The sequence below is a fragment of the Alcaligenes phenolicus genome (assembly GCF_032063905.1).
In the GTDB taxonomy this organism is placed as follows: domain Bacteria; phylum Pseudomonadota; class Gammaproteobacteria; order Burkholderiales; family Burkholderiaceae_B; genus Alcaligenes; species Alcaligenes phenolicus.
This window is the reverse complement of the sequence record NZ_DAMBOE010000007.1, coordinates 130,814-156,706: the sequence shown is the minus strand read 5'-3', so window position 1 is coordinate 156,706 and position 25,893 is coordinate 130,814. Positions and strand designations below refer to the sequence as shown.

The following is a 25,893-nucleotide window of genomic DNA, read 5'->3' as shown; positions in this document are numbered from 1 at the left end:
TGCAGCCACAAAACCGCTCAACAGACAAGAATTACTCTCATTAAAAGCCTACAGGTTAACGCTAGTAGTCATCGCTTTTTACCTGTCTATACAATAGCGGCGTCAATAACGGTTCAGGTGAGAGTCTTCACTTTGATGAAGCGCCGACGGAGCAACGACCCCGGAATCTCTCAGGCAAAAGAATCCTGAACCTTTGACCATCTGGAGAGAGGCACACCCGTGCCCACCGAAGGGGACCATCGCGAGCCGATGGATAAGCTCTCAGGTAAACGGACAGAGGGGGTACAGAGGCCATATGGCCTGTGTTCACCTATTCGTCCGGAGCCTATTTATGAGCAGATAGTCAGGCGCCTTTTCTGGTCGCCTGGCATACCACATCCCTATTCCCATTTTTAATCGCACACAGGTCTGTTTTGACATTTCATGTCGTCAGAACAAGGAGGACTGCTGTGCGCTCCTCAGCTTATTTAGATCGGCATCAAGAAAACCGTCCTTGAGGACGGGTTGTGCCCTTTGTTTTCTCGCAGCACAGTCATAATTACGCATTTGAACGAAAAAAAATTAGGAGAACAGTGTGTCTCAGCAACATTCATCTGGACTGCAGCGCTCGTTGAAAAACCGGCACCTGCAACTGATAGCAATCGGAGGCGCTATCGGTACAGGGCTATTTATGGGATCAGGCCGCACCATTAGCCTGGCCGGACCCTCGGTCTTGTTTACCTACATGATCATCGGGTTCTTTTTATTCTTTGTTATGCGGGCGATGGGGGAATTGCTCCTGCATAACCTGGAATACAAATCGTTTGTGGATTTCTCCGCCGATATTCTCGGCCCCACCATGGGCTACTTTCTGGGCTGGAGTTATTGGTTCTGCTGGGTAGTGATTGGTATTGCGGATATTGTCGCCATTACCGGCTATACCCAATTCTGGTGGCCGGACATTCCGCTCTGGTTACCCGGCCTGGCATGCATTGCCTTCCTGCTGATCTTTAACTTGCTGTCGGCCAAATTGTTTGGCGAGCTGGAGTTCTGGTTTGCTCTGGTCAAGATCATCGCCATTGTGGCCCTGATTGGTGTGGGTGCGTACCTGCTGTTCACCGGCTTTGTCGGCCCGACCGGCGAAAAAGCCAGCCTGACCCACTTGTGGGATCGCGGCGGCATGTTCCCCAATGGCCTGCATGGTTTCTTTGCGGCCTTCCAGATCGCCATCTTTGCCTTCGTGGGTATTGAGCTGGTCGGTACGGCCTCGGCTGAAACGGCTGACCCTGCCAAGAACCTGCCCAAAGCCATCAACAAGATTCCCGTTCGCGTGATTGTGTTTTACGTGCTGGCCCTGACCGCCATCATGACCGTCACCCCCTGGGACATTGTGGCGCCCAACAAGAGCCCGTTTGTAAACATGTTCTTGCTGATTGGCGTGGGTGCAGCGGCTGCCATCATCAACTTTGTGGTACTGACCTCGGCGCTGTCGTCCGCCAACAGCGGCATGTTCTCGACCGGCCGCATGCTGTACGGTCTGTCCAAGAACAAGCTGGCTCCCGAAGCCTTCAGCCAGTTGTCGCGTAACGGTACCCCCCGTAATGGTCTGATCTACTCGTGCGCCCTCTTGCTGTCCAGCCTGTTCCTGCTTTACGCAGAAGGCGACGTCATGCGTGTGTTCACCATTGTGACCACCGTGGCCAGCATCTGCTTCATCTTTGTCTGGGCCGTGATTCTGATCACCTACCTGAAGTATCGTCGCATTCGTCCTGAGGCCCATGCCGCATCGAGCTACAAAATGCCCTTTGCGATTCCCATGTGCTACCTGACCCTGGCGTTCTTTGCCTTTGCGCTGTACTTGTTCAGCCAGGAAGAAGAAACCCTGATCGGCCTGATTGCGACGCCTTTCTGGTTCCTGGCCTTGTTCCTGTGCCTGCCTTTCTACAAGAAACGCATGAAGCAGGATCTGGCTCTGGGCCTGGCGGCGCAAAACATGCGCTAAGTTGTTGAAGTACACGGCACGGCTCTACCCGGAGCCGTGCTGATGCAGTCGGGTCTGGCCACGTTCTACACAACTTGGCTGGCACACACTGGCAACACTCCAACTCGCTGTCCCTGGACGGCAGATCTGGAACGAGGCTGGAGCCCGGCAGCAAAAAGCCACCCAAACGGGTGGCTTTTTTAATGCTCATTGTCGCCCCGAAAACCTGGCTTTCACCTTCAGGCCCAGCACGATTTCCCAAGAAAATCACCCTTTTTTACGCCTTATTACCCATAATTATTAAACTCAAGTTTACGTAAGGGTAAACCCAAGTTGTGGCGCTTTGGAGCTTACTCATAGACTAAACCCGGTGTATGGCCAATAAAAACGTACAAAAGGGACAAGCATGGTTTTGCGTCTAATCGACTCAATCAATGAATGGATAGGAAAGCTCATTTCCTTTATTGCCATCATTTTCTCCGCCATTATTATTTACGAAGTGTTCATGCGCTATGCGATGAATCAGCCCACTCGCTGGACTTTTGACGTCACCAAGCAGCTATATGGGTTTTACTTTCTGATGCTGGGTGCCTACGCACTTAAACACCAGGCCCATGTCCGGGTGGATCTGCTAATCAACCGCTTTTCCCCCACCGTGCGCAAATGGACCGAAATTGCGGGCTATCTGATTTTCTTCTTCCCCTTTGCCTGGGTATTTCTGACTCGCAGCTACGATTTCGCCATGCGCTCGCTGGCGCAAGGCGAAACCACTTACGGCGCAGTGCAGTTGCCCGTCTACCCCTTGAAGATGTCCATGGTCCTGGCCGCCGCGCTTTTGCTGCTCCAGGGCATTGCTGAAGTTATTCGTTTGTTGACCCAGAAGGAAGCCGCTCACCATGACGCCTGAACTGATCGCACTTGTCATGGGTGGCCTGCTCCTGCTTGGGCTATTCATGGGCCACCCTTTGGCCTTTGTTCTAGGTAGTACCGCCGTGATCGGCGCACTGGTGGCTGGCAAGCCCATGGTTCTGGGCATTGTCGTCAACCGCATTTACGGCGATGTCCTGGACAACTACACCCTGATCGCCATTCCTTTATTCATCCTGATGGCGCGCTTCCTGTCCGACTCGGAAGTGACTGACAAGATGTTCGAAGCCTTGCGCCTGCTCATGTCCCGAGTTCGTGGCGGGCTGGCACTAGCCGTGGTGTTCATCTCCATCCTTCTGGCAGCGACCACCGGCATTATTGGCGCCTCCATTACCGTCACCGGCATGATGGCCTTGCGCCCCATGCTGCGCTACGGCTACTGCCCCAAGCTGACCACCGGTGTTATTGCGGCCTCCGGCTGTCTGGGCATTCTGATTCCACCGTCCATCATGTTGATCCTGATGGCCAGCTACTCCCCCCTGTCCATCGGTGAGCTGTTCGCTGGCGCATTGATACCGGGTGTCCTGCTGGGCCTGCTGTATGCCGTCTGGGTGGTGTTCGTAGCCTGGCGTCACCCGGAACGTGCCCCCTCGGTGGAGCCTGATGAAAAGGTCTCCAAGCCCGCCCTGATCCGCATGCTGCTGGTGGAAGCCGTGCCTCCTATCTTTCTGATTCTGGGCATTCTGGGCTCCATGCTGGCCGGTATTGCAACGGCTACGGAAGCCTCGGCCATTGGGGTCTTGCTGTCCCTGCTGATCGTTATTTTCCGAGGCAAATTCAAATGGTCCATTTTCCTGAATGCGCTTTACGAAACGGGCCGTACTTCCTCCATGATTTTATTTATCGTGGTGGGTGCAACCGCCTTTACCGGCGTCTTTAATATCACCGGCGGTTTGGGTGCCGCACAAGATCTGATGCGTGGCCTGGATATGGAGCCCTGGCTGCTTATTGTGGTGATGCTGCTGATTATTTTTGTGCTGGGCTGCTTTCTGGACTGGACCGGTATTGTCCTGCTTTCCTTTCCGATTCTGTTGCCCATTGTGCAAGAGATGGGCATCAGCCTGCTATGGTTTGTGATTCTGGTCGCCGTTGTGTTGCAGACCTCTTTCCTGACCCCTCCCTTTGGTTATGCACTGTTTTACTTGCGGGCCATTACGCCCAAATCCGTCAAAACCATGGAGATCATTACCGGAGTCATTCCATTCATTGCCCTGATTATTTTGATGTGTATCTTGCTGGTCATTTTCCCTGGCCTGGCCACTTGGCTACCCACCGTCTTGTACGGAACTTAAATAAAACAAGGAGACACCATGAAACTGACAAAGAAGGCACTCTTCGCCTTGACGGGTTTTGCCCTGCTGGGCATGACCAGCCTGAGCCAGGCGGCACAAAAGTGGACCATGACCAGTACCTGGCCCGCTTCGATCGAGCTGGTGGAGCTGGACAAGAAATGGGTAGAGCTGGCTAACAAGCTGGTCGGCGACGAACTGAAAATCGAGTTCTTTGAAGGCGGCGCACTGGTTCCAACCGGCGAGGTCTTCAGCGCAGTGGAGTCCGGCACCATACAAGCCGGAGCAGACTGGCCTGGCTATTGGGCAGGCCGCAACCCCGCTTTCTCCCCTTTAGGAACACACTCCAGCCTGTTCAACGCCGTGGACTACGCCAACTGGATCAAGGAGTGGGGTGGCGCCGAGCTTTATAACGAAATCTACGGCAAGTACGGCATGGTGTACCTCCCCTACGCCATCACCAATAACGAATCCGGCTTCCATACCAATGTGCCGATTCGCAATCTGGAGGAAATCAAGGGCAAGCGTCTGCGCCTCTCTGGACTCGAGCAAGGCAAGGTACTCGAAAAAATTGGTGGCACGCAGGTGTCCATGGCTGGCCAGGAACTGTATCAATCGCTTGAACGCGGCGTGATTGAAGGAGCCGAGTTCTCCACTCCGAACGTGGACGTTTCTGCCGGGCTGCATCAGGTCACCAAGCACTGGACCACGCCGGGTTGGCACCAGTCCGCTTCCGTGTTTGGCGTCATGATCAATAAAACCGCCTGGGATGCGCTCAGTGATTCGGCCAAGGAGAAACTGCAAATTGCCGCCGACGCCACCATGATGTGGTCCATCGCTTTTACAGAGAAAAAGGCGACGGAAGGTCTGCGCACCTTCCAGAAAGCTGGCGTGGAAATCCACCGCATGGATGATGAAAGCCTGAAGACCATTCAGCAAGTCACCAACGAGGTGATGATTTCCATGGCTTGCAGCAATCCTGATGCGGCCAAGGTATATGCCAGCCAGATGGAATACCTGCATGACTACAAGGACTGGCGCGAAACCTCCATGCCCTTCAATCTGGGACGTCCGATTGATGGCCCGGATCTGGAGAAAATCAAAGCCTGCCTGAAATAAAACGCCCTCCTCCAATGAGCTTAAAAGCGATAGTGGTCCGCCACTATCGCTTTTTTTATGCGCCCCGCAATCAAGCCTGAATCGCTTTGATCGCTACAGGACCTGCAGAAAGGCCAGCAAAGCCTGAAGCTCCTCGTCGCTCAAGTTCAAGACCTGTATCCGTTCCGATTTACGCGGCACCAAAAGGCCGGTTTCTTTAGGGTCCGGCCCCATTGCTACGTCATACATACGCAACAGGCCATCCAGGCTGGGGAACAAACCGTTGTGCATCCAGGGACCTGCCTTGGCAACATTGCGCAGGCTGGGTGTTCGGAACAGCCCCAGATCCGCAGGATCTCGGGTCCATTCAAATCGTCCCAGATCCTGCAAGCGACGCCCATAAAAAGACAGGCCGATATTGTGAAAACCGTTGTCTGTCAGCATGGGGCCGTTATGGCAATTCATGCAGCGCGCCTTGGTACGGAACAGATGCAGACCGATCAGTTCCTGATCATTCAAGGCAGCCGTATTCCCGGCGATAAATTCATCAAAGCGCGTTGCTGCCGGACGAATGGTAACGACATAGGCGGCCAGGGCTCGGGCCAGCCGCTCAGCGTCAATGGAATTGGATGAGGATGCGCCAAAGGCTTGTTGAAATGCCTGACGATAGCCTTCCGAATCCTGCAAACGTGGGATCAAGTCACTCAAGGCATGGTTCATTTCTACCGGGTTTTCTATGGGGCCGACGACTTGCTCCTGCAAGGTTCGCGCACGGCCATCCCAGAACAGAGCGTCAGTAAAAGGCGCAGCAAACAAGGGTGGAGTACGGCGTTTTCCCATCAAGCCATCCTCCCCTACGGCTGATGCCTTGCCATCGGTAAAGGACTTGTCGGGCTGATGACAAGAGGCACAGGAGATCTGCTTCTTACGGGACAGCTGTTTGTCAAAAAACAGCCGTGCACCCAAGGAGACGATCTGCGTGTTCCTGGCATCCTCTGCCGCTTCTGGCTGGGCGCTGGAGCCCGGCCCAGGCACGGGCCCCCACTCTTGCCAGGGCTGCCCCGGATCAATGGTGGGCGCAGGCCATTGAGCGGGGATATTTTTATAGAGGGTGCGTAGACACCTGGCCTCAAGCATGTCCTTAGCTCCACAGGATTGCTCTGTTGTCTCCGACGCGGAAGACCCCGTAATGACCACAGGAGCAGAAGCTAAACCTGAGGCAAGCTTCTGGTCCGCTCCTGTCTCCACTCCCCCCGCAGCGCAAGCTGCCCCTGACAGCACTGTCCCCAGTGCCGCCATCAGCAAACTTGCGCCCGCTCGCCCTCCTTTTAATACCGATAGGAAGCGCGCAGCCACAGCTCTCGTCCTGTGCGATAAAGGTTCGGGTTCAGCACCGAGGTTGGGGTCGAGACAACCACGGGCGCTTGCTTGTCCAGCACGTTCAGCACATCCAGCCCCAGGCCCAGACCTTTAAGCATGGCTGGCTCCCAGTCCAGACGCATATCCCAGGTCCAGTAGGAACCAACCCGACCGGACTCGTACTTCTCCAACCCATCGCCCCTATTCAGACCCACATAGTGCACATCCATGCGGGCGCTGTTCCAATTAATCCGATTGTTCATCTGCAAGCCATACCGCGCCCACATGCCGGTTAGGCCAGCGCTGACTCGCCAAGGCAGGTTGTAGTCCCCCACTGGACGATCACCACGGCGTATCAGGTCACCGTTGTAATAGATGTTCTCCTCCTGTGCCTCCGCCTCGCCGTCGTAGCCGTCGGCCAGCTTGTTATTCCGCTTGCTGTGCTGATAGGTCACATCCACACGCCCCGTCCACAAGCTCTCACCCAAAGTCCAAGGGGCCGTATTCATCAGACTCAAGGTAAAGGCATCGGTTTTGGACTTGCCATTATTGGTGTAGATGTAGCCCGTCCTCGCCTGCCCTTCGATAGAGACTTGTTGACGACCATAGCGGCGCACATAGGCCAGTTCGGCTGCCACTTTGTTCGTCAGCTGTTGCTGCAAGCGCAAGGCCCACTCGTCGTCATACGGGGTTTTCAGGCCATCCAGCTTGTAGGCTGTATGCGAAGGACGGTCTACCGGATTGCCGCCCGTCACCAGCAAGGTGTGCAGTTGGCTCTTGCGCTCGCGCATGGCGATTCCAAGAATATCCATGCCGTAATAGCGCGACCAGCCACCCGACAAACGGGTTTCACCCGTCCCCAGCACATCCCATTCCAGCAAGGTACGCGGAGCCAGATTGGTGTTGCCAAAGTAGTTGTCCTTATCCATGCGCAAGCCTGTTGTCAGGGCCAGACGCTGCCAGGACATGCGATCCGATACATAAACGGACGCATTGGTATAGCTGACGCCCACCTCTCCAGCGCGGTAATAATTCAAGACCTGAACCTTGCTGGGCTGCCCCTCGCTGTAATGGCGTTTCTGCCCCCCGTAGGCATCCCGATCTCGGACAAATTCTCCCTTGGTATGGGCCAGCTCAAAGCCCACGTAGGGCGTATGTTCGATTGCCCCGGTCTGAAACGGCTTGAACTCCAGTCGAGTCTTCATGGTCAGATTGCGTTGCTCGGTAGACTCCTGCCCGAAACCACCGCTGATATAGGTGTAATCGGGTCGGCCATTGGGCAGAAACACCATATTGACCATATATTCCGTACCGTCGGAATTACGGTAGCTGTTCATCTGGTCGTACCCCAGCTGCAAGCGCCCCTGCCCCCAGCCAAAATCATGGTTCAGGTCAAAGCCCAGACCATAAGCTTTTTGTTGATGCTGCCACTGAACACGATTGGCCATCATGCCGGAATCGACCAGATCCTCGCGCCGATCCGCGTATTTGAAGGTCAAGGCGGAATCCGTGCTGCCACTCCAACGGGTATGGATTTTGGCGAACACATTATCGACACGGTCTTTGGAGTTCGTATTCACATCGGTGAACTCCTTCTCGTGCAAGACGCGCATGGCGCGATCAATGCTGGACTCACGCCGGGACACATTGATCAAGGCCGCAGTATTGTCCGTAATGCCCACATCCAGCATGGCGGATGAAAAACGCTTGGTCCAGGCAGGGGTGAAACCGGGCTCACCCGCACCGAACTTTTTCTTTTGCTCTTCAGGTACAGTCTGCGAGGTCAGCCCGGAAGAGTTGTAGCTGAAGTCCGCACGGAAGCTGTTATCACCCTTGGGATCACGCACCTTGGCATCGACCACGCCCCCAGTGAAGCGGCCGTATTCCACGGGAATGCTGCTATCGAGCACCGTCACGCTTTCCAGCATATTAGTGTCCAGGTTGTAGGCCTGGGAGTAGGCAGGCACATTGCCCACCTGCAAATTCAAATTGCGGCTGGCAGGATCAATCTGATTGGTGGAGCTGATGCCATCAATCTGGAACTGATTCTGAAAAGGGCTGGCCCCGTAGAAGCTGATATCTTCCAGCGCCAGAGACCCACGATTGGCACTGGTTTTTGCGGCCTCGTTCTGACGCACAGCCGGGTTATCGGCCAGAAGGCTGGACAGATCACGGTTACCCGCTGCGCGTTGATCCAGTTCCTCGCGGGTATAGTTGCGTTCACCAACACGCTGGCCTTGTACACGGACGGGCTCCAGCACGGACAAGCCTTTGGCAACGGGGGCCGTCACAATCGTATAACGCTGATCGCCCTGGGCTCTGGCCGCCAGTCCCCAAGGGGTCAGCAAGGTATCCAAAGCCTGCTCAACCGTCAGTTCACCCTGCAAGGCCACGGCGCGCTTTTCCCGAACCTGCCCCGGTGAAAACGCAATCTCCACCTGGGCCTGACGGCCAATCTGCAAGAGTGCATCGGCCAAGGGCTGCGACGCCATATCCAGCACAATAGGCCCGGCAGCGTGTGCCGGCATGGGCTGCATCAGCAGCAAGACACTGGCCATCAAGAAAGCCAGTTGCCCTTGCTTGAAGCGCGAGCCTTGGGAAGAAGAAAAAGAGTCGGTTGTCACGCCGGGGCGAACTTGCCTGCGCAAGGCAAAAAGGGACGGCGTGTCCTGCAAAGCGCACTTCATGATTGAGCATCCTATGTAAACAACTACCCTCAGGACGCTGTGCTACCCCTCTCCCCTCACCCCTGATTGCCATCGTATTTTTTAATTGATAATAATTATCATTAGTAAATAACTATAAACCCTGGTAACTCCTTGATTTGCAAGCCTTGGCCCAAGGTCAGCAAGGTCAGGGCAGCGGCTGGACGAGTCGCTTGCACCACACCGGACACTCGCGTGGCCCCCGCCTGCTCGCTGCCAATCCAGATCACTCGATGTGTGTATTCGCCCAACTGGCGGGCTACGTCCCGCAAGCTGACATCATCAAAGCTCAACAAACCGTTGGTCCAGGCCGGTGCCGCCTCCGCTTGAGTGGAAGCCGTAGACTGAGCCAACTGCGCCCGCAGTTGCCCGCCCGCTACCGTGGCACTGTCTCCCGGCTGCAAGATTACTGGCTGCGAGGTATCGCAAGACTGGCACTGCACCTGCACGGTATGTTCGTATACCGCCACGGCGCTGATCTGATCTTTAAGACTGACCTCGTAGCGTGTTCCCAAAGCCGTCGCCTGTGCCGGACCGGCCTGCACAGTGAACGGGCCTGTCTGGGGCGAAGCAGGTACCACCTGAAAGAAGGCACGCCCCGACTCCACGCTGACTTGTCGTTGACCATTTTCAAAATTCAGACGTACACGAGTCTGTGCGTCCATAATCGCCACCGAGCCATCAGGCAGACTCAATTGAGTGATCTCCACCCCGCTGCGGATCGAGCCTTGCAGCTCGAACATCTGCCAGGCGTAAAAAGACGCCCCCATCAAGACACAGGCACTGGCCAGCGTTTTGACGCTGGACTTTCTCTTTTTACCAGCGATGGGCAGCACCGAAACCTGATCTAGCCGCCGCCAACTGGCCACCAAGGCATCATAGGTTTGCGCATGCAAAGGATCGGCTTCATACCAAGCGTCAAACTGAGCCAGGGCGTCCGGCTCCAGCTTGGTGCCTTCTTTACGCACCACCCAGCGGGCAGCGTCTTCATCCACTCGGCTCCAGGCCGAATCTGGTTGCGCGTTCATACTGCGGAGTTAAAGACTTGGTGCGCCACCAGCAAAATGCGCATCATGTGTTTCTCAATCGTGCTCTCGGACACTGACAACTTCTGGGCGATCTGCGCGTAGCTCATCTCCTCACAGCGATGCATCATGAAAATCCGCACACTGCGCTGGGACTGGGCCATCAAGGCCTGCTCCAGACGCTGCAAGGTTTCCTTGGCCAGCACTTCCTCATATGTATCCGGGGCATGGTGATGGGCGACGCTCAAGGCATAGCCATCGAAAGCAGCTTGCTCACGTGTTTGACGCCGATACCAGTCCGCCGCAATATTGGCGGCCACTCTGAACACATAAGCCCGGTGGTTGTCTGCCGTGACCTGCTTGCCCTTCTCCAGCAAACGCAGCCAAGTGTCATGCGCGCAATCTTGCGCCAGTTCAGAGCAGTGAGTACGCCTGCGCAGATAGCGGATCAAATCCGGGTAGTGGGTCAGGAACGCCGCCGTCAGCTTGGACATAGAGACAATCAGGTTAACATCTAATTAATAATCATTCTCATTATTATATACACGTCCTGCACCTTGTTTGCTACTACCTGCCATCAATACGTCCGCTGATAGTTGCTATCGCCTGGATGCCTTCTCCAGCCTGCAGACATAAAAAAAGCGCAGCGTGTCTATACGCTGCGCCTGCAAAAAAACAAGTTTGAGCGCTTAGGCTTTCTTCAAATACATAGCCTTCAACAAGTAGCTGATGCCATCAATCTTGCAGTCGACTTCATGATCACCACGAACCAGGCGTATGCCTTTAGCCTTCGCACCTTTCTTCAAGGTGCTGGAGCCTTTAACCTTCAAGTCGCGGATCAGAATCACATCGTCGCCCGCAGCCAGCAAGTTGCCGTTGCTGTCCTTGACGATCAGCTCATCGTCATCGGTGTCTGTTTCGGCAGCCGGGTCCGCGTCTTGCCATTCATAACCGCAATCGGCACATACCCATTGCTCCGTGTCATGGTAGGTATTTTCCAAGGTGCACTGAGGACAGGGAAGCGGTGTGCTCATATTTTTTTCCTGTAAAAAGCTGGGTGCTGCTGCACCAGAAGTGCGGCCAGTTTAGCCGTTTGCATCAGGAAGACCAAAAACGCAAGATTCACATCAACCATGGCGACGGGCTTGCGGCCAAGCCGTGCTTCACTCATAGCAACGTCAGCTCCCTTAACAAGGGCAAACAAGCTGCGCATCAGGCTACAGAATTAACAATCTCTTCAAGCACCAATCCCATACCGCCTCCACCGACTGTCTGACCGGAGCTGATCGCTTGCGTACCAGATAGAAATCCGGCCCCGAAGTTCCTGCTTGCGCCACCTGCACCAAACGCCCAGCGGCCAGATCTACTGCCACAAAAACCTTGCATGCCAGCGCTACACCTTGACCTGCCATGGCTGCGTCCAATGCCAACGTTGTCTGATTGAACACCGCACCCGACAATTTGCCACCGCCTTTCAAAAACGTAGCCCAATGATCGTGAGCATCATGCAATAAAGGCAAAGCACGCAGTTGCTCCATCGGCAAAGGAAGCATCATGTTCCCTACCAAACGAGGGCTTGCCACTGCTACCAGATCCTGACGAAACAATAGCCGGGCCTCCAGATCCGCAGAAAATGGCGGACGAGTCAGGCGCACAGCAATATCAACCTGATCGCGCTCAAAATCCGACAAGGCCTCGGTTGCCACGGTACGCAGCTCCACATCGGGCAAGACCGCCTGCAAATCCCCTAGACGAGGAATCAGTAATTTGGCCGCCACCGTGGGGGTGACGCTGATCGTGACCGTATCGGGTCGCACCAACAAGCGCCCTGTTGCATCAGCCAAGGTATCAAAAGCACGAGTCACCTCGGCCAAATAGGCCGCGCCCGCTAAAGTCAGCTGCAAACCACGCGGATGACGCTGGAAAAGCGCCAGCCCCAGATGCTCTTCCAAGGCCCGGACTTGCTGGGCGACTGCACCTTGAGTCACGCCCAGCTCATCAGCAGCGGCACGAAAACTCAAACGACGGCCAGACACTTCAAAAGCACGCAAGGCATTGAGCGGAGGCAATGAACGGCGAGATTTCATCATCTTTTTGACAGTAGTTTTTCTACATCCTGGAGGGTTTATTTATCGCATGATTTTTCCATTCCAGGCTGAAATAATAATATCAATCTCAATATATGGAGGCTCTCATGACTGTAGAAAAAGTAGCACTTATTAGCGCAGGTGGCTCGGGCATGGGCGCCGCTGCGGCCCGCAGACTGGCTCAAGATGGTTATCGCGTCGCCATCCTGTCCTCGTCCGGCAAGGGCGAGGCATTGGCTAAAGAACTGGGCGGTGTGGGCTTGACTGGCTCGAATCAATCTAACGAAGATTTACAGCGCCTGGTTGACCTGGCCATGCAGCGCTGGGGGCGTATCGACGCCTTGGTCAGCTCCGCCGGACACGGTCCACGCGGCCCGGTTCTGGAGATCAGCGACGAAGACTGGCACAAAGGCATGGATGTCTATTTTCTGAATGCCGTGCGTCCAGCTCGACTGGTGGCCCCCATCATGGCCGCACAAGGAGGCGGGGCTATTGTGAATATTTCTACAGCATGGGCGTTTGAGCCTGCGGAGATGTTCCCCACTTCGGCTGTATTCCGCGCTGGGCTAGCCAGCTTCACCAAGATTTTTGCGGACAGCTATGCAGCCAAGAATGTACGCATGAACAACGTGCTGCCTGGCTGGATTGATAGCCTGCCGGCGACCGAAGAACGTCGCGAAAGTGTGCCTATGGGACGTTATGGAACAGCCGAGGAAATTGCCGCGACAATTGCGTTTTTGTTGTCGGATGGAGCCGGCTACATTACGGGACAGAACATCAAGGTGGATGGTGGGCTGACTCGGTCAGTGTGAGCAGCCAAGCGCTGAGCTGACTGGCTGTGTTCACACTAAGGCTACTGTGCACACACTAAATAAAGGCCTTATGGGATCCATGAGTTCAATCCAGCAGCTGAGGCATAAACCAGCAAAGCAATAATCATGTCTTGACCCAATGCTACGGTGCCTGGAAGTCCAGGTCGGCTCGAACGGGAGCCGACCTACTCACACCGCACAACATCAACTCTGAACCTCTGCACCAAAAACTCCAGGCTAACAATCACAGCCCCAGCTGCTAACGCGCTTGCCCGTACCAAGGAACAAGCTTGGCCTGCAATCGACGCAAACCAATTTCAAGCACAAACGCCACCAAAGCGATCAGCAAAATCCCCGCCATCACCACATCAGTTGCCAGAAACTGCCCCGCTGACTGAACCATAAATCCCAAACCACGCGTGGCAGCAACCAGCTCCGAAGCCACAAGGGTTGACCACCCCACTCCCAAACCGATGCGCAAGCCCGTCAAAATATCAGGCAAGGCACTGGGGATAATGATGTAACGCAGCAACTGAGCACGCGTCGCCCCCAAAGATTGAGCCGCACGCAGTTTCACCGGATCCACATTACGCACTCCGCCAGCTGTCGCTATCGTGATCGGCGCAAAAATCGCCAGATAAATCAGCAGTACTTTTGATAGCTCACCAATCCCAAACCAGATCACGATCAGCGGCAAATACGCCAGCGGAGGAATCGGACGATAGAATTCAATCAAAGGATCCAGAATGCCCTGGGCAATGCGATTACGACCAATCGCGATACCCGTAGGAATCGCCAACAAGACAGCGGCAAACAATGCCAAGCTAATCCGCCACAAACTGGCCGCCAGATGCTGCTGCACCGTGGCATCCATATAGCCCACAGAGAACAGACGAAAAACGCGACTCAGCACGGCCTGGGGTGATGGGAGAAACAGCGGGTCCACATAGCCCCACTCAGTAACGGCCCACCACAAGAACAGCACTCCACTTAGGGTAAGCAAACTGATCACGGCAATAGACGTTTGCCGAGGCTTAGTGGACGTTGATTGATGAGGCTTGGAATCGCTGCCTACGCTTAAAGACGAAGCACCCGACAAACCAGCGATATCGCCTGCTTGCAGAACCTCGCCAGCGACAGAGGATTTCATAAACAATCTCCCAAGTTCAGGCCGAAGCGGCAACAGGATGCGCCGAGAAAACATGCTCCAGCACGCGCTCTCGCGCCGCGATGAACTCCGGCGAGGACTTCACCTGACGCACCGGCTGCCCATCGGTGTAACGTCGCCCAAAATCCAGCACCAAACGCTCCACCACATGCCCAGGCGTACCACCCAAAATGATCAGATCGGTAGCCAAAAACACAGCTTCTTCAATATCGTGAGTAATCAGAAAAACAGGCTTGGCGCTACGCTGCCAAACATTTAACAGCAGCGTCTGGGCCTGCTCGCGGGTGAAGGCATCCAGCGCCCCAAACGGCTCATCCAGCAAGAGCACACGCGGGTCCGCTGCCAGAGCACGAGCAATACCCACCCGCTGCTTCTGACCACCAGACAATTGCCAGATACGGCGCTGCTCCAAGCCCTCCAGCCCCACCAAAGCCAATTGATGACGGGCCGCAGCCTGCCGCTGCTCCTTGGACTCCCCCCGCAGCGTCAAACCAAAAGCCACGTTCTCCAGAACCGTCTGCCAAGGCAGCAAGGCGTCGTCCTGGAACACCACACCGCGATCAGCCCCAGGGCCGCGCACAGGTTCGCCATCCAAGATAATCGTTCCAGCACTGGGCAAGGTGAAGCCTGCAATCAGATTCAACAAAGTAGTCTTGCCACTTCCCGAAGGCCCCAGCACCACCACCAACTGCCCCGACCCCAATTGCAGCGACACATCTCGCAGCGCCAAATGATCGGCACCGGGATAACGTGCGCTGACGCGATTCAGTGTTAACTGCGCCATCAGAATTACTTGGCCGACGAGGCAGCCGCCTCGACATATTTGCCGGTGGTGTAACCGGCGTAATCAGGCAAAACCTCGTCGATACGGCCCTGCTCTTTCAAAAAAGCAGAGGTATCGGCCAAGGCCTTGGCAGTGGGCTGACCTAAGGTCTTGATCTGATCAGCCGCAGATAAAAAGCCGCTGCCAGCCAGCACATTGGGGATTTCTTGAGGCGTCGCGCCAGTCAGGCGAGACAGCTTGTTGATGTTGTCGGCATTGGCAACCCAGGCAGCAGGATCATGCGTATAGCTCTCGTACGCAGCCAAGGTGACACGAGCAAAAGCAGACACAATATCCGGATGTTTTTCCGCAAAATCCTTGCGCACCAACCACACATCGAAAGTCGGAGCACCCAACTTGGCCAGCTCCCCAGAACTGATCAGCACCTTGCCGCTTTCCTTGGCCTTGCTCAAGGCCGGGTCCCACGTGTAGGCACCATCAATATCACCGCGAGCCCAGGCTGCTACGATATTGGCCGGAGTCAGATTAATGATATTGAGCTGCTTGGGGTCGATCTTCCAATGCTTGAGCGCAGCCAGCAGACTGTAGTGACTGGTCGACACAAAAGGCGTGGCAATCGTCTTGCCAACAAGATCTTGCGGAGCCTGAATACCCGAACCGTTACGCACCACCAGCTCTTCGCTGGTGCCCAGCTCAGCAGCAATCAGGAATGTCTCGATAGGTAACTTACGGCTGGCCGCAGCGGCCAAGGGGCTGGAGCCTAAATAGGCAATCTGCACATCGCCGGAAGCGACGGCATTAATGACTTCAGCGCCACCATCAAACTTACGCCAGTCGATTTTCGCGCCCGTTTCTTTTTCATAAACGCCATCGGCCTGAGGCACATTGGATGGAGTGGGAATGGTCTGATAAGCAACGGTCAGGCTGGTGGCCTGCGCGCTTAGAGATACGACGCTGGCCGCTAAAGCCAGGCCCAGATGCTGCAGAGTTTTCGTCAACGACATGAAGCATTCCTCGATGATGGTGGCGGCTTGATAAGCCCTTAGGTCGAGGAATCAGAATAGACAAAAGAACTTGAGGGTCAAAAGACCGATTTCGCTTATTGTTAGTGCGCGAATTTATGAGGTGTAAAGACGAACGGGCGATAAACCGGCTCAAAAGCGTCTAACTCTGCCTCAACAGAATTGCCCCCCTTATATGCAAGGACAAGATCAAAACAAAGCCCATCATCTAGCCGTTAGCGTGTCTTTGAGTGCCCACGAACGATCAGGAAGAACAACACGCAAACCAGCACCAATAGCGCAAAGAAAGCAAGGCCAATGCTGAAGTTCTCCGTCCCAAAATCGCGCAACAGGGTGACCGCATCCAAGGCGCTGTAAAGGCCGAATAGCAAGGTTGGGACAAACAGGATCGTCGCCAGCGTCTTGATGAGGTTGCGAGACCGTATTGCCAGCAGCACGGCAAAAACAATGGTCGCCACAAGCAGAACAGGAATTCCAGCAACCAGGGTCAGCAAACCATCGGACGCCAAAGCCGGGACGGGTACGAACAGCGCAAGGGCTCCAGCACGTTTGAATAAGTTCATGAGCCTAACCTTGAGTTGGACAAGAAACACAGCAGACTATGGCAAGGCTACCGTCTTTAATAAAACCAAACCATCCTGAACGCCTTGCTCGGCCTAATCGCCAACATCAAACCGGCGTGCTAAATGCCGGGTGGTAAGTAACCGTACCGGCTGGCACAACTTGCCCGAAGGACAGGGCCATGAAGTACTCAGAAGGGACGCCCGGCAACACAAGCCTGGCTTCAGGTTTGAATCCGAATCGTTGATAGTAGGATGGGTCACCAAGAACAACGCAGCCCGCTGCACCCTGCTCGGCAAGCCTCCCCAAGGCCTCACGCATCAACTGCGACCCGATACCACGGCCCTGAAGCCTTGGGATCACAGAGACAGGGCCAATCCCAAACCACCCTGAGGTGCCATCGGAGATGGAAACGGGTGACACGGCGACATGCCCAAGAAGGGAGCCACCCTGCTCCGCAACCAGGGAAACGCTTAATGCTCCCGCATCGCGCAAGGCAGCAAGAATAAACTGTTCGTTGTGGCTTGTATGAGGCGCGTCACGAAACGCAGCCCCTGTAACAGTCTCGATGGCAGCAAAATCAGCCAAAGTCTCGGGGCGGATGATGAGTTTTGTCATGAGCCCAGTATAAGTAAACACCGACGGCTTTCCATCATCCCGACGAGCAATAAAAAACGGCCCACATTGCTGTGGGCCGTTTTCTTTATCCTGGTGGCGCATCCCTGATTCGAACAGGGGACCTGCGGATTATAATTAACACAAGCCCTATAGCGTAGATATTTTCCAATCAGCAGGCCAAACTTTAAGTCTTCGCTACACATACTCTATCTTTACCATAGCACCAACGATTAATTACTACCAAAAATCTGCTTTGATGCCCATACCCCCAGAACAAGACAAAAATCATACTCCAATCAGGCAAATCAATAAAAACTTTCACTTTTACAATTCATTTTTACCCCCCCGAATTTCATCATTTGATTTTGCATGAGCCTCAACAACCCCCTTAGAAGTATCCACCTTCTCAGAAAAAGGCTCTTTATAAATATCAAAATAAACATCATAAAACTCGGGTCGTTCACGGAACTTCTCGAATAATGGCCATGTATGATAAGCAGCTTGATTAACCAATTCGCCAGTCCTCCCAATACTTCTCATTAGCTTAACAGCTTCCTCAAAATCCTCTTTTAATACGGAAATTGCAAGCCTAAAATCTCTATAACTTGCAGACCAATCAAATGAATCAATAACAGCTAACGATTTTTCTTTTTTTTCAGAAAAACTAAGACCAATCGCAATATTTATTATTCTAATCCTTAAATTAATTTCCGATATACCCTTAACCATTTGATCGCTTAAGGCAAAATCAAATAAATCAGAAACAAGCTCCCATCGCTTTTGCTGCAAACACATATATATAGTGTCATTAAGAGAGGAATGAATGCTCTCTAACTCGGAAGGAAAAATCTTACTCCATAAAGTATAACCGAGCATTAATCCAACCTTAGATAAAAGACGGGCGGAATAGCTAAGATACTCGTAAGTAACGACAACATTTTCACCCAGCTTAGGGCGAGACTCAAATTTATATCCCTCTCTATCACAAACTAATAAATATTGATCGCTTACAATACCACCATTATGCATCAATATATTCCTTCTTTGAGATAGCTCGACAAACTTCCCCCACTCAGGAAATTTCCTTAACTGCAAATTAAATTTTTTTTCAAGATTAGAAAACTGCTCAACATAACTATCACGCCTGAAGGTTTCTATCTCTTTATCAAGCATGGTCATTTTCACCGAAGTCAAGTCTTCGTGATCCATTATCTCAGATAGAGATATTTCCCGTGAAATACCTTTCAATAAATTATTGTTTTTTAAATATATCGCCTTAAGCAAATCACCCATATATGAATCAAACTCAGCAAACAACTGAGTAAATAAGCTTTTCGCCAAAACTGCAGAGGAGCTCTCCAACCTAAGCTCCTCAAGTCTCCTTATCACATTAGTGAATTCAGCAAAATCGCGAGCAGACTCTAACGCGTAGCTATTTAATCCGTCGAGAGTAGTGGGAATTTCAGGCAGAAGCTGCTCAATTTTTTTATTTATTTTTTCAATTTCGCTTTTTTTCCACTTAGATATATGCGGAAGAGCTATTCCGGCTGTATCCAAAATACTCTTAATTGAAGAAACATAGCTATCAACCACAGATTTTATTAATTTTGAAACCTTATCGCTTACTCCCTTAGAAATCACAAGATCTAAATCTTTATTTTTCCCAGAATCATAGCCTGGCTCAATATTACTATCTGATGTCATTTTTTATTTTAAACAATACAATCTATTGGCATTTAAATTAAAGCCAAAAGTTTTTTAATAAACACAGGAAATTAATTTGATCTTATAGTCCAAAAAACACCCTCAAGCAAGACACAATAGTGCCGAGGCGTCCACGCTCACCACTAGGCAAGGCTCCAGGAGCAAGGCCCCCCCCACACACAACCCAACCTAAAGCATATTTTATAAGGCAACGATATCCAGGACTCGATTCGCCGGATACTCACTCGGCTCCAGCAACCTAGACTGCGGCTTCCGTGCACGCCCCTGACATTACAGGCAACCACCTAAAGTGCCACTAGTGACAACCAGCACCTAGCTAGGTCAATGATGTGCGACCAAGACACTTTCAGCACATGCCCAGCAAAGAAAGATGAAACACGCATGCAATTGGCGGAAGACAAGGGCTGGTCGACAGCCGCAACCGCCATCATTCAATCCTGCGTTGACACCCCAACCGCAGAAAACAAAAAAGCCACCCGGCTGGGTGGCTTTAATGTCCTGATTTAACAGGTATATTCTGGTGGCGCATCCCTGATTCGAACAGGGGACCTGCGGATTATGATTCCGTCGCTCTAACCTGCTGAGCTAATGCGCCGAAGAAGAAATTATAGCAAGGTTTCGTCTTTTAGCAAGCACTTATCTCGATCTTTTTTCATCTTTTTGATGATTCTCTCCTATGAAAACGCTAAGCCCTTGTATTCATTGAACTTCCCTTCTTCAACGCCTGTTCCGGCCACTCAGCCAAATGATACAAAAAGTAAGCAGACCAGCCATTCCCTGCTACCCCTCCCCCTTGCGCCCTATCAAGCCTGTTTATCCCCCCTATTGCTACACTGCCCGCTTGGCGTTTGATCCGTCCTTGTTAATTGACTGACGTCCGTGATCCGGACTTTCCACAGGAACTTTGTTTATGGCCAGTACGCTTGCTATTGTTGTCTCGCTTTTGCTGCTGATGTTCTTCGCTTATCGGGGGGTGACGGTTCTGTTGCTGGCCCCCTTGATGGCCGCCCTGGCTGTGCTGCTCTCGGGGGACTCCGGATTTTTGTTGCCCATCTACACCTCCACCTTCATGAGCGCGCTTAGCGGCTATGTGCTTCAGTTCTTGCCCATCTTCTTGTTAGGTGCCTTGTTTGGTCAGTTGATGGCGGACTCCGGAGCGGCTCAGGCGATTGCTCAGTGGATCACGCGCAAGCTGGGGCATCGTCATGCTATTGCCACCATTGTGATGGTGTGCGGCGTACTGACTTATGGTGGTGTGTCCTTGTTCGTGGTGGCCTTTGCCATCTATCCGATCGCCAAGGATCTGTTTCGCGCCGCAGGCATCCCCAAGCGTCTGATTCCCGCGTCGATTGCTTTGGGCTCCTTTACCTTCACCATGACGGCTCTGCCTGGCACGCCTGCCATTCAGAACGCGATTCCTATTCCTTATTACGGCACTAACGTGTTTGCTGCACCTGGGCTGGGGATTATTGGTGGTTTGATCATGGCTTTGGGTGGCTTGTGGTGGCTACAATCGCGCGCGCGCAAAGCAGCAGCCAAGGGTGAAACCTATGGCGATCACGGTCAGGATCATTTTGAGACCAGCGACGATCACAGTACGCATGGTCAGAAACCCATGCCTATCTTCCTGGCCATCTTGCCGCTGATTCTGGTGATTGGCGTCAATGCCTTGTTCACTTATGGGATTTTCCCCGGCACGAACTTCGAGTTCATGGCCGAGCGTTTCCCGCAGGTTGATCCCGCCAAGATTACCGGTCTGTGGGCGCTGATTATTGCCTTGATTACCGCGAACCTGGTGCTGATCATCAACCGCTTGGGTCACTGGAAGAGTCTGCGCGAGAGCATCAACAAAGGCGTGTTTGGTTTCATGCTGCCTTTGTTCAATACCGCCTCTGAAGTTGGCTACGGCGCGGTGATTGCCAGCCTGGCAGGCTTTGCGATTATTCGGGACTTTGTGTTGAACGTGGCTCCTGGCAATCCGCTTATTTCTGAAGCAGTGGCCATGACGACATTGGCCGGGATTACAGGCTCGTCTTCGGGCGGTTTGAGTATTGCCTTGCAGACGTTGGGTTCGGATTATTTGGCGATGGCCCAGCAGGCTGGCATCAGCCCTGAACTGCTGCACCGTGTGGCGGTGATGGCAGCGGGCGGTCTGGATACCCTGCCCCATTGCGGCGCGATCATTACCTTGCTGTCCATCTGCAAGCTGAACCACCGTCAGTCCTATGGCAATATCGCCATGGTGACAATGGCTGCTCCTATCTTTGCGCTGATCACCGTGATTACGCTGGGTACGATTTTTGGCAGCTTCTAGATTTTCTTCTCATCACTGCATCGAGCCAGCCCATTGAGCTGGCTTTTTTTTAGTCCACATGGAGACAGCCGACACACCAGAACCGTAGAGTCAGGACTTAAAAACCACACCCAAGAACCTTTTAAACCTGCATCAGTAGAAACACCAGCAACAACAAAAGCCTCCATAAGCCGCTGATTTACAATAATAAAAACCAACATAACACAAACAATATAACCATTATCACGCTATTTTCAGATATTCTCCGCCACTATCAGAAATGCTTCATGCCTATGAAGCTAGCCAGCTAACTAAAAAATAATCAGGTCCCGCTACGCCATCTACAAAAAAGGCGAGGCGAGGTCCTACCTAATAGCGAAGATTCGGAGACACACATATGAAATTTGGCCAAAAGCCCAACTTCGGGTTCTGACACGTCCCTATCATCAGCCACGCTCAAGGATGCTGTACGACTACGCATCTGAAGGCGAAGTGTTGCTCTCAATATCGCGACGTATCTTTTATTATCCGGAGGTCCTGCATGAGCACAGCGCCTTTTAATCGGCGACAGTTCCTAAAATTTAGTGTCGTATCCGGCGTATCCATTTATATGGCGCCTTTTTTACCCAAAGCGGCACAGGCCACACTTCTGGGAGAACAAGACTCCCGCCCTACGCCCTGGAATAGCGTAGAGCGACAAGTACCCCTCAAGATTGACGGTACGCGACAAGTCACCGGCAGCAAATTTTTTGTGCGTGATATTCGCGCCAAAGATATGCCCGGTTGGCCAGAGCATCAGGCTCACGCCTTTATCCTGCGCGCCGCTCAAGCTGATCATCGTTACATCGGCTTGGACCTGGAAGCGCTAGGTGCCGACCTACAGCCCGACATACTGATCCAGGCCCAGGACCTCGCCAAGGCACAACTGGAACTGCCCGACTATTACAACGACGAGATGCTACTGGCCACCGGTAAGACGGCACCCTTTTTAGGGCACCCGGTCGCCATCTTGATCTACAAAGACTTTGATCGCTACCGCCGCGCTAAAAATGCCAGCAAGAGATCCGCCGTGCTGAAGTATGGAGACAAGACAGGCTTCCGGGAAATAGATGCCTATGGTGGAGCTCGCTATATCCGTGTAGAGGGCGATACTCCAGGGGCCGACGATATATTCTCCAGCATGAAGGATGGAGTCGTGTTTCCGGAAAAAATTCAGGGAAACTCACCTGTATGGCCGTCCAGCAAGGGGAACACCAATACAGCAAAGGCCATCGCCTTGAGCGAAGCGATGCAAGAACGTTTCGACCAACCGCCTGATGATTGGCTCGTGTTCGATGGTGAGTACTACTCCCAATCGATCGACGGCGCCCCTTTAGAACCGGAGTGCATCAATTGCTGGTATGACAACAAAAACAAAGAGCTGCAAATGGTGGTCGGCTCCCAAACCCCGGGAGCGGATGGAGCAGAAGCTGCGGGCATAGTGGCCGCGTCCCAATTTGGTTTGGAGAACATCATTGTCCACCCCTGTACGGCCACAGGTTACGGGGTCAAGGAGCACAGCGCTTTCAACCACTACGGAGTTGTTGCTGCCCTGTTTGCAGACAATATGCCCGTACGGCTAGCCAATGACCGCTTTGAGCAGTTTCAAGCTGGTCAAAAACGACACTCCAACCGCATGAACAACCGCATTGCTATCGACAGAAAGAGCGGCAAGATCATGCAGTACCAGAGCTTTAGCATCACGGACGGTGGGGGCAGGGCTACGTGCAGCTGGGCGGTCACTACAGGCGGTGCACAAAGCGCACAGGGTATTTACTATCTGCCCAAGAGCGACTCCTGGGGAATTGCACTGGCCTCGCGCGCGGTAGAGGCAGGCTCCATGCGTGGTTATGGCAAGGGACAGACCATGACGGCCATGGAACTGATGTTGGACGAAGCAGCTGCTCGCCTGAACATGGACCCCATCGAATTGCGCCTCAAGAACGTCATGCACAGCGGTCAGAAAAATATGGAAGGAGGGATTCCGGCGGGCTCCCTGCGTGCCCGGGAGATTTTAGAAAAAGCACATCAACATCCATTGTGGACCGGGCGGGACAAGAAAAAGAAAGAGTTTGAAGCCAGCAACCCAGGCAAGCTGTATGGCGTGGGCTTTGCCTGTGTTATGAAAAACTATGGCACCGGCGCGCAAGGAGACCATTCTGGTATCGAAATTGATGAGCAAGGGCAAGTCCATCTTCGCACCTCGACGGTAGAAATTGGTACGGGCTCGGCAACGTCCCAAGCAGTGATCTGTGCCAAGTGGGTTGGCCGCGCTGCGCACACGGTAAAGGCTTCACATCTTGACTGGCCCGAGCTGGATATGCAGGCTACTCACAACCCCTACACCTTAAAACAGCCTGATCAAGACAAACATCAAACCAATCCACGCTGGACACCGGTTCTATCCTCCGGCTCCTACGCCAGCAGTTCCTCCTACTTTGGTTCTCACGGCACCTCGGAAGCGGCTCGCTTGCTGTTTCTGTATGGACTATGGCCAGCTGCCCTGTCCATCTGGGGGGAAGGTTACGGTGGCGGTCAAATCGCCCCCTTGACCGTACGCCCTGAAGACGCCAGCTGGACCGACGATGGCCTGCTCAGCACCGCAGGTCTGGAACCTCTCACACTGCAACAACTGGCCAAACGCGCCCACGAGCTGGAATTGGTTACTGGTGTTGTGCTGCATGCGTTTAACCGCTACCAGTGGGCCGAGGCCGACTTTGAGGTAGCTGGCCAAAACCTGCGACTGCCGCTGGATGGGCTGGCACTGCGCCATGGAGCAGGAGCCAAGACCGAACAGGCCAAGGCGCGTAATGGCTACCAGCGACTGGAGCGACGCAACATCAGCTACCCGCCTGTGTCACGTCGTCGAGGCGGTTACCTGTATTACTCCGCCGTTGGCGTGTTAACGGAAGTGGAGATCGACAGCAAAAGTGGAGAACAGACCTTATTGTCAGCGCATACGTGGATCGACTGCGGCAAGCCCATCGTGCCCCAACTAGTCATGAGTCAGGCCGAGGGAGGTTTAGCCATGGGATTGGGTCAGGCCTGGTTCGAGGATTTACCGCTGCACGAGGGTGGCCCCGGCGATGGCTCCTGGAATTTTCACCGCTATCGCCTACCTCGCGCCAAGGATGTGGCCGTCTGGAACACCAGTTTCGAACTACTGGACCAGATTTCCGAGACTGACTCTCCAAAGGGAATTGCCGAAGTGGTGATGATCCCCATCATTGCTGCCGCTGTCAGCGGTGTTAACCACGCTACAGGACAGTTCTTTCGTGAATTGCCTGTGACCGCAGAAAAAATCAAGGAGCGCTTGGCATGAGCAGCCCCACTAAGACCTTACACCTCAACATTAATCGGGTGGACTTGCAAACAATGGACGTCAGCCCAGATCTGCCCATGATCGACTTTCTGCATGAGCATGCAGGGCTGACCGGCACGCATTTGGGCTGCGGAATGGGGATTTGCCATGCCTGCGTTGTCATCGTGGATCACCCGGACGGACGTAGCGAAGAAATACAAACGTGCATCACGCCAGCCAGTTATTTTGAGGGCAAAAAAATACGCACGATCGAGGCCCATGCCCAGCGGGATGCACAGGACAAGGTCACGCAACTGCACCCTGTACAACAAGCCTTTTTGGAGCACTTTGCCTTTCAGTGTGGTTATTGCACCCCCGGCTTTGTCAATGCGGGAATTGTGCTGTACGAGTCCCTGCAAAAGCAGCCCGTTTCACGTGAGCAAGTTGAAGCCAAAGTATCGGAAGGTTTACAAAACCATATCTGCCGCTGTACGGGCTATGTCCGTTACCACCAAGCAATGAGGGATCTGATTCTCGCCACTCCAGGCATGGTCAGTTAGGTCACAAAGGCTGCGGGGGATCTACCTGGCGATCCCCTGGCAACTGCACGGTAAAATTCTGGGCTTAGCCACACTGGTATCGAGGCGTTCGAGTACTCGACAGTACGCCTTCCGCTGCAACACCATCTGTCTGCTGGTCACATGGTTAGCTAAATGGAGGGCTTACATCGCGCAGTACAGTGCCTCGAAGCACACGGCTCCTTTTACCCTGTGCTAGGATTTGGATCTATGGCCGCATATTCTCAAGGCCCTCTATCAGGAGCACACCATGAACTACACCTACACCCTTAATGAGTTAGGCACTGAAGCGATTCGTCAGTTTGTTCTGGATCGTGGTCAGCCTGATCTGAACCTGCAGGCTTACATCGCCGCTGCCGAAGTAGAAGCCGATAATTTCAATGCAGGCGGCAGCCAGCGCGGCCAGATCGAGATTGATTCCAACTGCAGCAAAGATGGTTTGACGCATACCCTGCTACTGGAAAAACACTGGTTTGCGACCCAGCCTGTTCCTGAGGCGCCCAGTGAGGACAGCTTCTTCTAGATAGAAGCTGGGCTTGTCT

23 protein-coding genes, 1 tRNA gene and 1 riboswitch are annotated in these 25,893 nt (G+C 53.4%); of the genes, 10 read left to right on the top strand and 14 right to left on the bottom strand.

What is annotated here, in order from left to right; all coding sequences use genetic code 11:
* Positions 1–106 precede the first annotated feature (106 nt).
* Positions 107–196, top strand: a riboswitch (glycine riboswitch).
* A gap of 378 nt (positions 197–574) precedes the next feature.
* From U2949_RS14800 to dctP, 4 genes are all read left to right on the top strand, one after another.
* Complete coding sequence (locus tag U2949_RS14800) at positions 575–1,981, top strand: amino acid permease (protein ID WP_026484507.1); 1,407 nt, start codon at positions 575–577, stop codon at positions 1,979–1,981.
* A gap of 385 nt (positions 1,982–2,366) precedes the next feature.
* Positions 2,367–2,867 (top strand): TRAP transporter small permease subunit, encoded by a 501-nt coding sequence (locus U2949_RS14795; protein ID WP_026484508.1) that lies wholly within the window; start codon positions 2,367–2,369, stop codon positions 2,865–2,867.
* Complete coding sequence (locus U2949_RS14790) at positions 2,857–4,179, top strand: TRAP transporter large permease (RefSeq protein WP_321288519.1); 1,323 nt, start codon at positions 2,857–2,859, stop codon at positions 4,177–4,179. The genes U2949_RS14795 and U2949_RS14790 overlap by 11 nt, the downstream gene beginning before the upstream one ends.
* A gap of 18 nt (positions 4,180–4,197) precedes the next feature.
* Positions 4,198–5,295, top strand: a complete 1,098-nt coding sequence (dctP, locus tag U2949_RS14785; RefSeq protein WP_026484510.1) for a TRAP transporter substrate-binding protein DctP — start codon at positions 4,198–4,200, stop codon at positions 5,293–5,295.
* Positions 5,296–5,388: 93 nt separating this feature from the next.
* Here dctP and U2949_RS14780 read toward each other — a convergent pair whose 3' ends face one another.
* From U2949_RS14780 to U2949_RS14750, 7 genes are all read right to left on the bottom strand, one after another.
* Positions 5,389–6,411: a cytochrome-c peroxidase gene (locus tag U2949_RS14780; RefSeq protein WP_266140785.1), complete on the bottom strand. Its 1,023-nt coding sequence runs from the start codon at positions 6,409–6,411 to the stop codon at positions 5,389–5,391.
* Positions 6,412–6,602: 191 nt separating this feature from the next.
* Positions 6,603–9,320, bottom strand: coding sequence for a TonB-dependent receptor (locus tag U2949_RS14775; protein WP_321288516.1), 2,718 nt, complete (start codon positions 9,318–9,320; stop codon positions 6,603–6,605).
* A 101-nt stretch (positions 9,321–9,421) separates the two neighbouring features.
* On the bottom strand, positions 9,422–10,366 hold the full coding sequence (locus U2949_RS14770) for a FecR family protein (RefSeq protein ID WP_321288514.1): 945 nt from the start codon (positions 10,364–10,366) through the stop codon (positions 9,422–9,424).
* Positions 10,363–10,857 (bottom strand): RNA polymerase sigma factor, encoded by a 495-nt coding sequence (locus tag U2949_RS14765; RefSeq protein WP_321288512.1) that lies wholly within the window; start codon positions 10,855–10,857, stop codon positions 10,363–10,365. Before U2949_RS14765 ends, U2949_RS14770 begins: the two co-directional genes overlap by 4 nt.
* Positions 10,858–11,052: 195 nt before the next feature.
* Positions 11,053–11,397: a zinc ribbon domain-containing protein YjdM gene (locus tag U2949_RS14760; protein WP_026484515.1), complete on the bottom strand. Its 345-nt coding sequence runs from the start codon at positions 11,395–11,397 to the stop codon at positions 11,053–11,055.
* Positions 11,394–11,534, bottom strand: a complete 141-nt coding sequence (locus U2949_RS14755; protein ID WP_266140786.1) for a hypothetical protein — start codon at positions 11,532–11,534, stop codon at positions 11,394–11,396. Before U2949_RS14755 ends, U2949_RS14760 begins: the two co-directional genes overlap by 4 nt.
* A gap of 46 nt (positions 11,535–11,580) precedes the next feature.
* Complete coding sequence (locus U2949_RS14750; protein ID WP_321288509.1) at positions 11,581–12,453, bottom strand: LysR substrate-binding domain-containing protein; 873 nt, start codon at positions 12,451–12,453, stop codon at positions 11,581–11,583.
* Between the two features lie 104 nt (positions 12,454–12,557).
* Between U2949_RS14750 and U2949_RS14745 the strand changes: the two genes are divergently transcribed.
* A complete protein-coding gene (locus tag U2949_RS14745; RefSeq protein ID WP_321288507.1) occupies positions 12,558–13,262 on the top strand; it encodes an SDR family oxidoreductase in 705 nt (234 codons plus the stop codon).
* Between the two features lie 259 nt (positions 13,263–13,521).
* Here the strand turns inward: U2949_RS14745 and tauC are convergent, their stop codons facing one another.
* The 6 genes from tauC to U2949_RS14715 all read right to left on the bottom strand — a co-directional run bounded on the left by tauC (position 13,522) and on the right by U2949_RS14715 (position 19,119).
* Positions 13,522–14,412 carry a taurine ABC transporter permease TauC gene (gene tauC / locus U2949_RS14740; RefSeq protein ID WP_321288505.1) on the bottom strand — a complete coding sequence of 297 codons (891 nt, stop codon included), beginning with the start codon at positions 14,410–14,412 and terminating at the stop codon, positions 13,522–13,524.
* A 16-nt stretch (positions 14,413–14,428) separates the two neighbouring features.
* Entirely contained in the window at positions 14,429–15,214 is a 786-nt protein-coding gene (gene tauB, locus U2949_RS14735) for a taurine ABC transporter ATP-binding subunit (RefSeq protein ID WP_321288503.1), read from the bottom strand.
* Positions 15,215–15,219: 5 nt separating this feature from the next.
* The gene (gene tauA, locus U2949_RS14730; RefSeq protein WP_321288501.1) at positions 15,220–16,218 is read right to left on the bottom strand and encodes a taurine ABC transporter substrate-binding protein; all 999 of its coding nucleotides are present in this window, start codon (positions 16,216–16,218) and stop codon (positions 15,220–15,222) included.
* A gap of 233 nt (positions 16,219–16,451) precedes the next feature.
* Positions 16,452–16,799, bottom strand: a complete 348-nt coding sequence (locus U2949_RS14725; protein ID WP_035269148.1) for a hypothetical protein — start codon at positions 16,797–16,799, stop codon at positions 16,452–16,454.
* Between the two features lie 106 nt (positions 16,800–16,905).
* Complete coding sequence (locus U2949_RS14720; protein WP_321288622.1) at positions 16,906–17,415, bottom strand: GNAT family N-acetyltransferase; 510 nt, start codon at positions 17,413–17,415, stop codon at positions 16,906–16,908.
* A 324-nt stretch (positions 17,416–17,739) separates the two neighbouring features.
* Positions 17,740–19,119, bottom strand: a complete 1,380-nt coding sequence (locus U2949_RS14715; protein WP_321288498.1) for a hypothetical protein — start codon at positions 19,117–19,119, stop codon at positions 17,740–17,742.
* A gap of 402 nt (positions 19,120–19,521) precedes the next feature.
* On the opposite strand from U2949_RS14715, the gene U2949_RS14710 reads away from it, so the two are divergent.
* A complete protein-coding gene (locus U2949_RS14710) occupies positions 19,522–19,647 on the top strand; it encodes a hypothetical protein (protein WP_321288496.1) in 126 nt (41 codons plus the stop codon).
* Between the two features lie 11 nt (positions 19,648–19,658).
* On the opposite strand, the gene U2949_RS14705 is transcribed toward U2949_RS14710, so the two are convergent.
* Positions 19,659–19,735 (bottom strand) — tRNA-Met (locus U2949_RS14705).
* Positions 19,736–20,050: 315 nt separating this feature from the next.
* Between U2949_RS14705 and U2949_RS14700 the strand changes: the two genes are divergently transcribed.
* The 4 genes from U2949_RS14700 to U2949_RS14685 all read left to right on the top strand — a co-directional run bounded on the left by U2949_RS14700 (position 20,051) and on the right by U2949_RS14685 (position 25,874).
* On the top strand, positions 20,051–21,454 hold the full coding sequence (locus U2949_RS14700) for a GntP family permease (RefSeq protein ID WP_321288494.1): 1,404 nt from the start codon (positions 20,051–20,053) through the stop codon (positions 21,452–21,454).
* Positions 21,455–21,974: 520 nt separating this feature from the next.
* Complete coding sequence (locus U2949_RS14695) at positions 21,975–24,794, top strand: xanthine dehydrogenase family protein molybdopterin-binding subunit (protein ID WP_407654193.1); 2,820 nt, start codon at positions 21,975–21,977, stop codon at positions 24,792–24,794.
* On the top strand, positions 24,791–25,333 hold the full coding sequence (locus U2949_RS14690; RefSeq protein ID WP_009458347.1) for a (2Fe-2S)-binding protein: 543 nt from the start codon (positions 24,791–24,793) through the stop codon (positions 25,331–25,333). Before U2949_RS14695 ends, U2949_RS14690 begins: the two co-directional genes overlap by 4 nt.
* 268 nt (positions 25,334–25,601) lie before the next feature.
* On the top strand, positions 25,602–25,874 hold the full coding sequence (locus tag U2949_RS14685) for a hypothetical protein (protein ID WP_009458345.1): 273 nt from the start codon (positions 25,602–25,604) through the stop codon (positions 25,872–25,874).
* The last annotated feature ends 19 nt before the right edge of the window (positions 25,875–25,893 follow it).

What these genes read in the sequence shown, in the direction of transcription:
- U2949_RS14765 (WP_321288512.1), bottom strand. Translation starts at nt 10,857, where the DNA reads ATGTCCAAGCTGACGGCGGCGTTCCTGACCCACTACCCGGATTTGATC.
- U2949_RS14720 (WP_321288622.1), bottom strand. Translation starts at nt 17,415, where the DNA reads ATGACAAAACTCATCATCCGCCCCGAGACTTTGGCTGATTTTGCTGCC.
- dctP (WP_026484510.1), top strand. Translation starts at nt 4,198, where the DNA reads ATGAAACTGACAAAGAAGGCACTCTTCGCCTTGACGGGTTTTGCCCTG.
- U2949_RS14710 (WP_321288496.1), top strand. Translation starts at nt 19,522, where the DNA reads ATGCAATTGGCGGAAGACAAGGGCTGGTCGACAGCCGCAACCGCCATC.
- U2949_RS14770 (WP_321288514.1), bottom strand. Translation starts at nt 10,366, where the DNA reads ATGAACGCGCAACCAGATTCGGCCTGGAGCCGAGTGGATGAAGACGCT.
- U2949_RS14745 (WP_321288507.1), top strand. Translation starts at nt 12,558, where the DNA reads ATGACTGTAGAAAAAGTAGCACTTATTAGCGCAGGTGGCTCGGGCATG.
- U2949_RS14685 (WP_009458345.1), top strand. Translation starts at nt 25,602, where the DNA reads ATGAACTACACCTACACCCTTAATGAGTTAGGCACTGAAGCGATTCGT.
- U2949_RS14795 (WP_026484508.1), top strand. Translation starts at nt 2,367, where the DNA reads ATGGTTTTGCGTCTAATCGACTCAATCAATGAATGGATAGGAAAGCTC.
- U2949_RS14700 (WP_321288494.1), top strand. Translation starts at nt 20,051, where the DNA reads ATGGCCAGTACGCTTGCTATTGTTGTCTCGCTTTTGCTGCTGATGTTC.
- U2949_RS14690 (WP_009458347.1), top strand. Translation starts at nt 24,791, where the DNA reads ATGAGCAGCCCCACTAAGACCTTACACCTCAACATTAATCGGGTGGAC.
- tauC (WP_321288505.1), bottom strand. Translation starts at nt 14,412, where the DNA reads ATGAAATCCTCTGTCGCTGGCGAGGTTCTGCAAGCAGGCGATATCGCT.
- U2949_RS14750 (WP_321288509.1), bottom strand. Translation starts at nt 12,453, where the DNA reads ATGATGAAATCTCGCCGTTCATTGCCTCCGCTCAATGCCTTGCGTGCT.
- U2949_RS14715 (WP_321288498.1), bottom strand. Translation starts at nt 19,119, where the DNA reads ATGACATCAGATAGTAATATTGAGCCAGGCTATGATTCTGGGAAAAAT.
- tauB (WP_321288503.1), bottom strand. Translation starts at nt 15,214, where the DNA reads ATGGCGCAGTTAACACTGAATCGCGTCAGCGCACGTTATCCCGGTGCC.
- U2949_RS14760 (WP_026484515.1), bottom strand. Translation starts at nt 11,397, where the DNA reads ATGAGCACACCGCTTCCCTGTCCTCAGTGCACCTTGGAAAATACCTAC.
- U2949_RS14725 (WP_035269148.1), bottom strand. Translation starts at nt 16,799, where the DNA reads ATGAACTTATTCAAACGTGCTGGAGCCCTTGCGCTGTTCGTACCCGTC.
- U2949_RS14755 (WP_266140786.1), bottom strand. Translation starts at nt 11,534, where the DNA reads ATGAGTGAAGCACGGCTTGGCCGCAAGCCCGTCGCCATGGTTGATGTG.
- U2949_RS14695 (WP_407654193.1), top strand. Translation starts at nt 21,975, where the DNA reads ATGAGCACAGCGCCTTTTAATCGGCGACAGTTCCTAAAATTTAGTGTC.
- tauA (WP_321288501.1), bottom strand. Translation starts at nt 16,218, where the DNA reads ATGTCGTTGACGAAAACTCTGCAGCATCTGGGCCTGGCTTTAGCGGCC.
- U2949_RS14780 (WP_266140785.1), bottom strand. Translation starts at nt 6,411, where the DNA reads ATGCTTGAGGCCAGGTGTCTACGCACCCTCTATAAAAATATCCCCGCT.
- U2949_RS14790 (WP_321288519.1), top strand. Translation starts at nt 2,857, where the DNA reads ATGACGCCTGAACTGATCGCACTTGTCATGGGTGGCCTGCTCCTGCTT.
- U2949_RS14775 (WP_321288516.1), bottom strand. Translation starts at nt 9,320, where the DNA reads ATGAAGTGCGCTTTGCAGGACACGCCGTCCCTTTTTGCCTTGCGCAGG.